Origin of the sequence: Conexibacter stalactiti (genome assembly GCF_033542075.1) — a bacterium.
GTDB classification, from domain to species: Bacteria; Actinomycetota; Thermoleophilia; order Solirubrobacterales; family Solirubrobacteraceae; genus Conexibacter; species Conexibacter stalactiti.
Genome location: NZ_JAWSTH010000152.1, coordinates 1 through 11,473, shown reverse-complemented (window position 1 = coordinate 11,473; position 11,473 = coordinate 1). Strand labels below are relative to the sequence as shown.

Here is an 11,473-nt window from a genome sequence, read left to right as displayed (position 1 = left end):
CGCGCGGCTGCTCGTCGCGGTCGGGGAGGCGCGCCGCCGCGTCGCCTCCGGGCCGGCGCGGCGTGCCTTCGCCGAGGGGCTGCGGCTGGCGCAGCAGCAGGGCGACGCGGTGCTCGCCGCGCGCGCGGCGCTCGGGCTTGCCGTGCTCGGCGAGGGGAGCGTCAACCGCGGGCTCGGACCGGCGGCGCAGAAGGTCGTCGACGCGCTCGCGGCCGCCGAGCGGGCGCTGCCGCCCGACCAGCCTGACCTGCACGCCGAGCTGCTCGCGCGGCTGGCGCTGGAGCGCTCGTGGGATCCCGACCCGGCCGTAGCGCTGGGACTGCTGGAGCGTGCCCGCGCGCTCGTGCGCCCGCAGACGCCGGCGCTGACGCGGCGGGTCGTCGAGCAGGCCGAGATCCGCGTCGACGCCGAGCCGGCGCGCACCGCGGAGCGGCTGATCCTCGCCGGGCGGCTGCTCGACGACGCGCGCTCGGCGCACGACCGCGCCGGCGAGGTCGCCGCGATCGCGACGCGCCTGCCGCTGCTCGGCGAGCTGGGCCGCTTCGAGAGCATGCGCGAGGAGCTGGCCGTCGCGCGCACGCTCGCCGCCCAGCTCGGCGACCCGCGCTTCCTGCGCTGGGCCGGCGAGGCCGACGCGATGCTCGCGACGATGGCCGGCGACTGGGAGCGCGCCGAGCGGCTGCGCTCCGCGGCGCTGCGCGAGGGCGGCGACCAGCCGGTCCCGAGCGAGCCGTTCGCGCTCGAGCAGCTCGTCCATCGCCTGACTCGCCGCCCGCACATCGCGGCGGCCGACGTCCCCGCGCTCGCCGAGATCGCCGAGCGCCGCCCCGACCTCGTCGCCGTCCGCGTCGGCGCCGCGCTGCTGTACGCCAGCGACGACGAGCCCGCCGCGGCCGCCGCGCTGCTCGCGACGCTGCCCGACGACGCCGACGGGCTGGCCGGCCTCGACCGCAGCAACGGCTTGGCGCTGTTCACCTGGACGGCGCTGGCAGCGGTCATGTGGCTGCTCGGCGACAGCGCCCGCGCGGCGCCGCTGCGGACGCTGCTGGAGCCGTACGCCGAGCGTCACGCGGTGATCTTCCTGCCCGGCTACTTCGGCCCGGTCGCCGAGGCGCTCGGTCTGCTGGAGCTGCTGCTCGGCCGCCGCGCGGAGGGCGAGGCGCGGCTGGAGCAGGCGCGTGCGGCGGCGCTGGCGGCCGGCGCGCCCGCGGTGGCGCAGCGAATCGAAGCGGTCGCGGCGGTCTGAGGCGCGTCGCGAGCGCGTCGCGAGCGCGCCGCCAGCGCGCCGCCGCGAGCACCGGCGAGTTTTGGTCGCTCAGCGACCAAGACTCTCCGCTGCTCTTTTTGCAACCGGGCTGCAAGGTCAGCACTCCATAGTGCGGTCCGCAAGCGTCCCCGCTGTCGCGCCCGCCGCCGCCGATCCCATCCCTGTGCCGCGGCGGGCGCGACTCCCAGTCACCCGCGCGTCGATGACGCCGACACTGACCGACCCCCTCACCAGCCTCCCGCACCGCCGCCGTCTCGAACAGCGCCTCGACGCGCTCTTCGACGACTATGCGCCGCGGACGATAGGCCTGCTCGTGATCGACGTCGACCGCTTCCAGGCGCTCAACGAGGAGCTTGGTCGCGAGGCCGGCGACGAGGCGTTGCGGACGCTCGGCCCGCGGCTGCGCGCGGCGATGGCCGGCGAGCACCTGATCGTGCGGCTGTGGAGCGACGAGTTCGGCGTGCTGCTGGAGAGAGACGCGACCGCCGAGCGGCTCGCCGCGCTCGCGGCGCGCGTCCATCGCGCCTTCGAGGAGCCGCTGACGCTGCGCGGCGAAGAGGTGCTGCTGCGCGCGAGCATCGGCGGCGCGCTGCTGTTCACCGACGACGGGATCTGGCCCGAGCTGATGCACGAGGCCGACCTCGCCGCCCGCCGCGCGCGCCGCCACGGCTCCGGCTACGAGCTGTATCGCGACAGCTCCGACGACGCCGGCCGCGAGCTGCTGCTGCGCGTCCACGAGCTGCGCAGCGGGATACCGGACGGCGAGCTGGTCGTGCACTACCAACCCCAGGTCGAGGCGAGCGGCGAGGTCGGCTGCGTCGAGGCGCTCGTGCGCTGGCAGCATCCCGACCTGGGGCTGCTGGAGCCGGGCGAGTTCCTGCTCGTCGCCGAGGCCGCCGACCTCGCCGGCAGCCTCACCAGCACCGTGCTCGCGCAGACGCTCGGGCAGCTCGCTGCCTGGCACCGCGACGGCCGCGACCTGACCGTCGCCGTCAACCTCGCGGGGCCGAACGTGCTCGACGAGCGGCTGCCCGACGAGGTCGAGCGGCTGCTGGAGGAGCACGGCGTGCCGGCGCGGCGGCTGAAGCTGGAGCTGACCGAGCGCGCGGTCGCGCAGGATCCGCGGCGCGCGCTGGCGACGCTGCAGCGGCTGCGCGCGCTCGGCGTGCTCGTCTCGCTCGACGACTTCGGCGTCGCCGCGTCGTCGCTGGCGGTGCTGCGGCGGCTGCCGCTCGACGAGCTGAAGGTCGACCGCAGCTTCGTCGCGCGCGTGCCGGGCGACCTGCGCGACGTCGCGATCGTGCGCGCGGCGGTCTGGCTCGCACACGACCTCGGCCTGCGCACGGTCGCCGAGGGCGTCGAGCTGCCGGCGACGGCGGAGGCGCTGCGCGAGATCGGCTGCGACGCGCTGCAGGGCTTCCTCTTCAGCCGTCCGCTGCCCGCGGATGAGCTGGAGGCGTGGCTCGACGCCGAGGCCGACGCCGGCACGCCGGCGGACAGCGCCTGAGGCGCGCAAGCTCGGGGGGAGGAGGCCAGTGGGCGTCGCGCTGTGGGGAGCGCGGCGCCCGCCCGGCCGGCGCTGGCGCGCCACAACTCCCGCGCCGCTCTGGTGTCATGGAGGCATGCTCAGCAGATTCCGCCTCGCCCGTACGCTCGTCGCCGCCGCGCTCGCCGCGACGGCTCCCGCCGCCGTCCTCGCCGCGCCCGCCGCGGCCGAGCGGCAGCTGACGATCAGAGGGGCCGGCTTCGGCCACGGCGTCGGCATGAGCCAGTACGGCGCGCAGGGCTACGCGCTCCAGGGCAAGCGCCACCGCTGGATCCTCGCGCACTACTTCACGGGCACGAAGGTCGGCAGAGCGCCGGCGCGGACGGTGCGCGTGCGCCTCGCCAGCGGCCGCGTCGCGACCTTCGCCGGCGCCACCCGCGCCGGCCGCAGAACGCTCGACCCGACGACGACGTACACGGCCAGACTGATCGGCGGGAAGATTCAGATCAGCGGCGGCGGGCACAGCGTGCGCGTCGCCCAGCGAGCCCGCATCGCCGGTCGCGGTCCGCTGCAGGTCGGCGGCCTCGGCAGCTACCGCGGCGCGCTGGAGCTGTCCGACGGCGGCGACGGCCTGCTGCAGGTCGTCAACGCGGTCGGCGTCGAGGAGTACGTCAGAGGCGTCGTGGCGCAGGAGGCGTTCGCGAGCTGGAGAGCGGAGGCGCTGAAGGCGCAGGCGGTCGCCTCGCGCACCTACGCGCTCGCCAACGGCAAGGGCGGCGACGGCTGGGACCACTACGCCGACACGCGCTCGCAGAGATACGGCGGCGTCGCCGCCGAGACGCCGACGACCGACGCCGCGGTCGCCGCGACGCGCGGCCAGGTCGTCACCTACCGCCGCAGAATCGTGCCGATCTACTTCCACGCCAGCTCCGGCGGGCGGACCGAGAACGTCGAGGTCGGCCTCGGCGCGACGCCGCAGCCGTGGCTCAGAGGCGTCGCCGACCCGTTCGACCGCGTGCAGAACACGAGCTGGTCGAGCTGGACGCGGACCTTCCCGATCGCGACCGCCGAGCAGCGGCTCGGCGGGATGCTGCAGGGCTCGCTGATCGAGATCCGCGTCCTCACGCACGGCTTCTCCGGCCGCGTCGTCAGCGCCGAGGTCGTCGGCAGCGGCGGCACCACGACGGTCACCGGCAACGACCTCGCCGGCGCCTTCGCGCTGCCGTCGACGTGGGCGGCCTACGCGGTCGGCGGGTGAGCGGCTGGCGGCCTCAGCGTGCGAGCGGCCGGGCGGCGACCGCGCCGCTCAGCGCGCCCGCTTGACCGCCTTCCAGCCGGAGCTGTTGCCGGCGACGTCGGTGACGCGCGCGAACAGCTTGCCGCCGGCGGGGACCCGCAGCGTCACGCGCTGGCTGCGTCTGCCCTTGCTGTTGCCGCGCACGAGCTGCTTGGTCAAGAACGGCTTCCCGCCTCTGCGTCTGGCGAGCTGAAGCTGCCGCAGACCCGAGTTGTCGTCTCTGCCGGTGACCGTCAACGTCGGCTGCTTCGCCTTCTTCGGCTTCCGCTTCCCCTTGGCCTTCGGCTTCGTCTTCTGCTTGGGGCCGCTCGCCGCGGCCGCGGCGGTCGCGGCGACAGGCGCGATGCTCGCGGCGACGACCTGCGGCGGCCGCTGGTCGAGGATGATGTCGTCGGTGTAGGTCTCGCGCCCGGACTCGCCGCCGCGGAAGCGCAGGTAGACGATCTTCGGCAGCCGCTCCGGACCCGAGGAGGCGAGTGTCCACGGCACCCGCGCGACCAGCCCGAGCGAGGTCGTCGAGCCGGCGGCGCCGAAGCCGCCGTCGTTGGAGAGCAGCGCCGTCTCGGCGAGGCGCGGCCAGACGAGCGAGATCGTCACGTTCGGGTTGCTCGTCGCGATCGCGCCATCGTTGATCGAGATGCCCAGCTCGCCGGCGGGCGGGGCCGGGGTGACGCGGACGGTCGCGGTCGCCACCGCGGTCAGGCCGCCGGCGTCGGTGACGCGCACGCCGAGGGTGCGCGCGCCGATCGTCGAGAACGAGGCCGAGCTGTGGCCGCTTCTGCCGCCGTCGGTCTCGAAGCTGCCGTCGCCGTCGAGATCGAACTGGTAGCGGACGACGCCGCCGTTGGCATCGCTCGACGCGCTCGCGTCGAGCCCGACCGGCTCGCCCGTGTGGATCGCTGAGCGCGAGAGCGACAGGTGTGCCTGCGGCGGATCGGCGACGGTGAACCGCGCGCTCGGCGTGCGCCGCACGTGGCCGTCGCGGGCGGTCGTCTCGACGTGCCAGCTGTGCTGACCGTCGGCGAGCGGGCGCGGCGCGGTCCGCTCGCACTGGGCGGCGCAGGCGCCGTGCTCGTGCGTGAACAGGGGAGCGTCGTCGACGATGACGGTGTAGCCGGCGACCGGCTCGCTGTCGTCGGCGGCGGAGGCGCGCTGCCAGGCGAACAGCGGTCTCGCGCCGACCGTCGCGCCCGCGGCCGGCGCCACGGTCGCGTAGGCGTCGTCGTCGATCCGCAGCTCGACCGTCCGCGTGACGCTGCCGAGGCGGTCTCTCGCCGTGACGGCGTAGCTCTGCGCGGCCGTCGGCTGCGTCGGCGTGCCGCTGATCGTCCCGCTCGCCGGATCGAGCGCCAGCCCGGCCGGCAGCGCCGGTCTGACGCTCCAGCTCAGCGGCGAGGCGCGCCGCTCCGCGGTCGGGGCGACCGGCGCGATCTCACCGCCACGGGCGTACGCGCGCGCCGGCGGCAGCTCGAAGGTCGGGGCGGGCGGCGTCAGCAGGCGGATCGAGCCGGCGTTGGAACGGCCGAACGGCCCGTCCTGCGGGAAGGCGACGGCCAGCCGCGGCGTACCGGCGAAACTGCCGGTCAGCGTCGCGTAGGCGGCGCCGGTGCCGATCGTGAAGCCGCGGTCGAGCGGGTTGGCGACGTCGAGCGGCGCGCTGTCGGCCTTGCCGAAGAGGATCACGTCCGCGGGGTCGGCGTCGCGCGCGAGCAGGTCGTCGAGGCCGTCGCCGTCGAGGTCGCCGATCGCCGTCACGTACGGCGCGTAACGCCCCGGCGCCGCGTTGATGCGGAAGCCGGCAGAGCCGAGCACGTCGAGCGACAGCGGGCTCGTCGCGCTGCGGCCGAAGAGCACGAACGAGCGATCGGAGTTGACGTCGTTGAGCAGGACGTCGGCCTTGTCGTCACCGTTGACGTCGCCGGCCGGCCCGACGCCCGCGAGCATGTGGCCGGTGATCGTGTAGCCGCCGTCGCCGAGCGCGGAGAGCGCGATGTCGGCGGTGCCGCTTCTGCCGAAGACGACCCACGAGCGCGGGACGCAGGTCGTCGACACCTGGCAGTCGGAGGTCAGCGCGAAGTCCTCCAGGCCGTCGCCGTCGACGTCGCCGACGGCGCTGCCGCTGCCGATCTGCGGGTTGCCGATCCCGTTGATGCGATAGCCGGCCCCGGCCGCGAGCGACCCGAGCGAGACTGGAGCCGTGTCGTCCGTGCCGTACAGCAGCGTCGCGCGGTCGCGCTCGACGACGAGCAGTTCGTCGTTGCCGTCGCCGTCGAGGTCGGCGACCGAGCTGGCCGAGCCGGCGTAGGACTGCGACCCGCTGCCGGTGACGGTGTAGCCGCGCAGGCCGAGCGACTCGACGTCGACCGTCGCGCTGGAATCGGCGCCGAAGACGACCGAGACGCGGCCGGCGGAGTCGTCGGCGAACGACTCGGAGAGGAGCACGTCCTGCAGCCCGTCGCCGTTGACGTCGCCGCCCGGCTGCACGTCGAGCGACCACGGGGCCATCTCGGTCCCCTCGATCGCGAAGCCGCGGTTGCCGAGAGCGGCGAGGTCGACCGGTGCGTCGGTGCCGTCGCCGAAGACGACGTAGGCGCGCGCCGATGACGATGGATCCCCGGCGCCGTGAAAGTTGGAGTAGGAGACGATCAGGTCGTCGCGCTCGTCGCCGTTGACGTCACCGGCGTCGGCGAGCTGCCAGATGCGGTCGCCGGCGTGCTCGCCGCCGATCAGGAGCTGCGACTCGAGGCCCGCGACGGCGCTCGGCGCGGCCGCCGAGGCGGTGGTGGTCGCGGCGGAGCAGCAGCTCAGCAGGACGGTGACGGCGATCAGGACATGGCGCATACGCGTCATGGTAAAAGCAGAGCGTCCCGGCTGCGCAGGTGGCTGGACGCCCAGAGCCGGTCACCGGGACGCCCGGCCCGCTGCTCAGTCGATCAGCTCGCGCTCGTAGATCACCGACGAGGACAGCTGCCCGACCGTGTCGTAGAGCGAGCGAGCGCGGCCGTTGAACTGCTGCGTCTGCCAGTAGAGCCGGTCGCAGCCGCGTTCGCGCGCCGCTGCCGCGGTCGCCTCGATCAGCGCTCTGCCGGCGTCGGCGCCGCGCGCGGCCGGCGCGACGAAGAGGTCCTCGAGGTAGCAGGAGCCCGCGGTCGACCAGGTCGTGGGGTGGACGGTCGCGTGGGTGAGGCCGACGAGCGCGCCGTCGCCGGCCACCGCGACGAGCGCGAACATCCCGTCGCGCTGCTCGCACAGCCGCGCGAAGGTCGCGTCGGTGATCTCGTCCGCCAGCTCGTGGCGGTAGAAGCTCAGGTAGCCGGCCCACAGCTCGTCCCACTGCGCGCGGTCGGCGGTGCGCAGCGGGCGGATCTCCAGTGAGGTGCTCATGGCGGCACGGTACCCTGCCCGCAATGACCGCCGCCGAGATCGAGGCCGCCTGCCTGGCGCTCCCGGGCGCCGGCAAGGAGTTCCCGTTCGGAGAGGGGACGGCCGTCTTCAAGGTCGGCGGCAAGATCTTCGCGATCGGCCGGCTCGACGGCGAGCCGCCGCCGTCGATCAGCCTCAGATGCGAGCCGGATCTGGCCGTTCAATTACGCGCTCAGCATGCCGCGATCAAGCCCGGCTGGCATCTCAACAAACGTCACTGGAACACCGTCACCGTCGACGGCTCGCTGTCGCCGAGAACGATTCGCGACATGATCGAGGACTCGTACGACCTCGTCGTCGAGTCGCTCCCCAGACGCCAGCGCACGGCGCTGCGCTGGCTGGAGGGGTAGGGGCGGGCGCCGCGCCCGGCGCCCGCCGCGCCCCGCCGCCCCGTCTAGCCCTTGCGGTACAGCCGCGTCGTCAGCGGCACGAAGATCGCCGTCAGCGCCGCGGTCTCGCCGAGCACCAGCAGCACCTCGCCGCCGCTCGCGTCCCCGTGCATCAGCCCGCGCGCCGCGGTCACCAGGTGCGTGACCGGGTTGACGTCGACGAACGCGGCCAGCACGTTCGGGAGCGTGTCGGTGTCGACGAACGTGTTGCTGAGGAAGACGAGCGGGAAGAGCGCCATGAAGCCGGTGTTCATGACCGCGTTGGGGCTGCGCATCACCAGTCCGAGCGTGGTGAAGACCCACGCCAGGCCGAACGCGAACAGGATCACGAGCGCGAGCGCGGCCAGCACGCCGAGCACGCCGCCCTCGGGGTCGAAGCCGAGGATCAGGCCGAGCACGATGACGACGCCGCCGGCGATCAGGTAGCGGACGCTGTCGCCCGCGACCGAGCCGACGAGTGGCGCCGGACGCCACAGCGGCAGCGAGCGGAAGCGGTCGACGACGCCTCTGGTCATGTCGGTGTTGAGCGCGACGCCGGAGTAGACGGTCGTGAAGAGGACCGACTGGACGAGGATGCCGGGCAATATGAACTGCAGGTACTCGGAGGTCGAGCCGGCGATCGCGCCGCCGAACATGTAGGTGAACATCAGCGTGAAGAGGACCGGCGTCAGCGTTGCGTCGATCAGCTGCTCGGGCACGTGGCGGATCTTCAGCATCCCGCGCCAGGCGAAGGCGCGGCAGGCCGTCAGGACGCTCGCGCGCGGCGGGCGCGGCCCGGAGGCGATCGCGCGCCGCAGCGCGTCGGTCGAGCCGACGGTCGCCTCGTCGGCGGTGGTGCTGGGAACGGTGCTCATGCCGTCGCCTCCTCGGTCGCGCGGTCGTCGTCGGATGGGTCTTCGGCGGGGCGGCCGGTGAGCGCGAGGAAGACCTCGTCGAGGCTCGGCTGGCCGAGCGAGAAGCCGGCGATCCCGATCCCACCGCGCGCCAGCTCGGCGATCGCATCGCCGGCCAGCTCGGCGTCGCCGCACGGCGCCATCACGGCGCCCGGCTCCGGCGCGGGGTGCGCCGAGCCGAGCTTGGCGGCGAGCGCGCGCTCGGCCTGCGGCAGCTGCTCGGGATCGAGCAGCCGCACGTGCAGCGCACCGGCGCCGACCGACGCCTTCAACTGCGCCGGCGTGCCCTCCGCGATCACTCTGCCGTGGTCGATCACGGCGAGCCCGTCGGCGAGCTGGTCGGCCTCTTCGAGGTACTGCGTGCAGAGCAGGACGGTCGTGCCGGCCTCGACCAGCAGCCGCACGATCTCCCAGACCTGGTTGCGCGAGCGCGGGTCGAGGCCGGTCGTCGGCTCGTCGAGGAACAGCAGCTGAGGAGTCACGACGATCGAGGCGGCGATGTCGAGCCGCCGCCGCATGCCGCCGGAGTAGTTCTTGACGAGGCGGGTGGCCGCGTCGGAGAGGCCGAAGGCGTCGATCAGCTCGTCGGCGCGCGACTTGCAGCGGGCGCGGTCGTAGCCGAGCAGGCGCGCCAGCAGGATCAGGTTCTCGCGGCCGGTCAGCTCCTCGTCGACGGAGGCCAGCTGGCCGGTCAGCGAGACGCCGGCGCGGACCTGGTCGGCCTCGCGCACGATGTCGTGGCCGAGCACGCGGGCGCTGCCGCCGTCGGGCGCGATCAACGTCGCGAGCATGCGGATCGTCGTCGTCTTGCCGGCGCCGTTGGGGCCGAGCACGCCGTAGACGGATCCTGCGGGAACGGCCAGGTCGACGCCGTCGACGGCGCGGTTGTCGCCGAAGCGCTTGACGAGGCCGCTGGCCTCGATTGCCAGTGTCGGGTTCGCGGTCATGTCGGTAAGGACGAGCGGCGCGCCCGAAACTCATCGGCGCGGCAGAGAATCTCCTACCCATGCGAGCGCTGAGCGCCTCAGCCGTGCCGGCGCGCGGTCGCGGCGCTCTCCAGCTCCAACTCCTCCACGACCCGCGCTCGCGCCCGGTGCAGCCGCGTCGCGACCGTCGATTCGCACGTGCCGAGCGTGTCGGCCGCCTCGCGGTAGGAGAGGCCGGCGAGGTCGACCGCGACGAGCGCCATGCGGAAGTCATGCGGCAGCCGCTCGATCGCGGCGAACAGCTCATGGCGTTCGAGGCCGGCCTCGGCGCGCGCGCCGGCGCGCTGGTCGCACAGCTCGACGTCGTCGAGCGCCACCGCCTCCTGCGGCCGCCGCGCCGCGCTCCTGCGGCCCATCAGGAAGGTGTTGCGCAGCGCGCTCAGCAGGTACGCCAGCTCGTCGCCGTCGCGCAGCCGGCGCGGTCGCGTCAGCACCAGCGTCAGCGTCTCCTGGACGAGATCCTGAGCCTCCTCGTCGGAGCGGCACAGCGCGCGCGCAGTGCGGGAGAGACGGTCGAGGTGCGGGACGAGCGCCTGCGGGTCGAGCCGCGGCATCGATCGACTGTACCGCTGCGCCAGAAGTGGGTGCAGCGGGAAGGGAACGTGCTGGCGCGGCATCGATCAATAGTGAGAGCACTCTGACCAGGAGGAACTGATGCGACTCGCACGCGCCCGCGCGTCGCTGGCGCCGGCGGCGCTCGTCGCCGTGCTGGCGGCGGCCGGCTGCGGCGGCACCAGCGACAGCGGCTCGGACGCGACGACCGCCGAGACGGTCGCCGAGCAGGCCGCCGACAGCAGCGGCGGCGGCGTCACCACACCGACGGTGACGTCCGCGATGAGTGGACCGAAGAGCAGCTACGGCGCCGCGGCCGGCAGTGCCGCCAGCGGCGTCGCCGGCGCCGCCGCCGAGGAGGACGACACCTCGCAGGGCGTCGAGGGCGTCTACGGCAGCGGCGGGACCGACGCCGACGGGCCGATGGAGGCGCCGGCGCGGCCGAGCACCGCCGCGGTCGTGCGGACGGCCGACGGCAGACTGGGCACGATCCTCGTCAACGGCGACGGCCGCACGCTCTACCGCTTCACCGCCGACGAGGGCGCGGTCAGTAGCTGCGCGCAGACCTGCGCCGGCAAGTGGCCGCCGCTCACGACGAGCGGCGCCCCTGACGCCGAAGGGCAGGCGAGAGCGGCGCTGCTGGGCACCAGCAGACGCAGCGACGGCCTCGTCGGCGTCACCTACGACGGCCATCCGGTCTACCGCTACGGCGGCGACGCCGCGCCCGGCGACATCGCGGGTGAGGGGCTGTCGGCGTTCGGCGGCCGCTGGTACGCCGTCGACCCCAGCGGAGCGCTCGTCGAACCGGGCGGGTGAGGCCGGGCGCTCCCGCCGGTGCGGGCGCGGCGGCGACGGGCGGCGGCCGGGCGCCGTCCGGCCGCCGCGTCGGCGCCGGACGGCAGCGGGCGCCGTCCAGTCGCCGCGTCGGCGGGCTGACCTGGCGCGGCGACGGTGCGGTCACCGGCCGGACCGTCGCCGCGGCCGGAGGGGTTCAGGCGGCGTCCGCGCGGCCGATCATCCCGAGAGCCGTCTCACGCGAACCACCTCAGGGGAGCCCTCTCGATGCGCCGAACGTCCCTTGCCGCGGCAGTTGTGCTGTGCGCCGCCGTGCCCGCTGTCGCCGCGCCCGTCGCGGGCGCGACCGCCGCGCGCGTCGCCGTCGGCGCCGCGCCGAGCGCCG

General features: G+C 74.6%; 9 protein-coding genes and 1 pseudogene. 5 read left to right on the top strand and 5 right to left on the bottom strand.

All coding sequences use genetic code 11. The features are described 5' to 3' along the window. The 3 genes and pseudogenes from R7226_RS29670 to R7226_RS29660 form a co-directional block, all read left to right on the top strand. Positions 1-1,246, top strand: a pseudogene (locus R7226_RS29670) (hypothetical protein); the annotation flags it as partial. Between the two features lie 223 nt (positions 1,247-1,469). Further along, positions 1,470-2,774 carry a putative bifunctional diguanylate cyclase/phosphodiesterase gene (locus tag R7226_RS29665; protein WP_318601092.1) on the top strand — a complete coding sequence of 435 codons (1,305 nt, stop codon included), beginning with the start codon at positions 1,470-1,472 and terminating at the stop codon, positions 2,772-2,774. Between the two features lie 115 nt (positions 2,775-2,889). Then, the gene (locus R7226_RS29660; protein ID WP_318601091.1) at positions 2,890-4,011 is read left to right on the top strand and encodes a SpoIID/LytB domain-containing protein; all 1,122 of its coding nucleotides are present in this window, start codon (positions 2,890-2,892) and stop codon (positions 4,009-4,011) included. A 48-nt stretch (positions 4,012-4,059) separates the two neighbouring features. On the opposite strand, the gene R7226_RS29655 is transcribed toward R7226_RS29660, so the two are convergent. Both R7226_RS29655 and R7226_RS29650 read right to left on the bottom strand, forming a co-directional pair. Further along, on the bottom strand, positions 4,060-6,891 hold the full coding sequence (locus R7226_RS29655; protein WP_318601090.1) for a putative Ig domain-containing protein: 2,832 nt from the start codon (positions 6,889-6,891) through the stop codon (positions 4,060-4,062). 84 nt (positions 6,892-6,975) lie between these two features. Further along, on the bottom strand, positions 6,976-7,434 hold the full coding sequence (locus tag R7226_RS29650) for a GNAT family N-acetyltransferase (RefSeq protein ID WP_318601089.1): 459 nt from the start codon (positions 7,432-7,434) through the stop codon (positions 6,976-6,978). A 23-nt stretch (positions 7,435-7,457) separates the two neighbouring features. On the opposite strand from R7226_RS29650, the gene R7226_RS29645 reads away from it, so the two are divergent. Beyond that, a complete protein-coding gene (locus R7226_RS29645) occupies positions 7,458-7,823 on the top strand; it encodes an MmcQ/YjbR family DNA-binding protein (RefSeq protein WP_318601088.1) in 366 nt (121 codons plus the stop codon). Between the two features lie 44 nt (positions 7,824-7,867). Here the strand turns inward: R7226_RS29645 and R7226_RS29640 are convergent, their stop codons facing one another. The 3 genes from R7226_RS29640 to R7226_RS29630 form a co-directional block, all read right to left on the bottom strand. Further along, positions 7,868-8,716, bottom strand: a complete 849-nt coding sequence (locus R7226_RS29640; RefSeq protein WP_318601087.1) for an ABC transporter permease — start codon at positions 8,714-8,716, stop codon at positions 7,868-7,870. Beyond that, positions 8,713-9,702 carry an ATP-binding cassette domain-containing protein gene (locus R7226_RS29635; RefSeq protein WP_318601086.1) on the bottom strand — a complete coding sequence of 330 codons (990 nt, stop codon included), beginning with the start codon at positions 9,700-9,702 and terminating at the stop codon, positions 8,713-8,715. Before R7226_RS29635 ends, R7226_RS29640 begins: the two co-directional genes overlap by 4 nt. Before the next feature lie 77 nt (positions 9,703-9,779). Next, positions 9,780-10,295: an RNA polymerase sigma factor gene (locus R7226_RS29630; RefSeq protein ID WP_318601085.1), complete on the bottom strand. Its 516-nt coding sequence runs from the start codon at positions 10,293-10,295 to the stop codon at positions 9,780-9,782. 100 nt (positions 10,296-10,395) lie between these two features. Here R7226_RS29630 and R7226_RS29625 point away from each other — a divergent pair, with 100 nt between their 5' ends. Further along, the gene (locus R7226_RS29625) at positions 10,396-11,109 is read left to right on the top strand and encodes a COG4315 family predicted lipoprotein (RefSeq protein ID WP_318601084.1); all 714 of its coding nucleotides are present in this window, start codon (positions 10,396-10,398) and stop codon (positions 11,107-11,109) included. Positions 11,110-11,473: the final 364 nt, after the last annotated feature.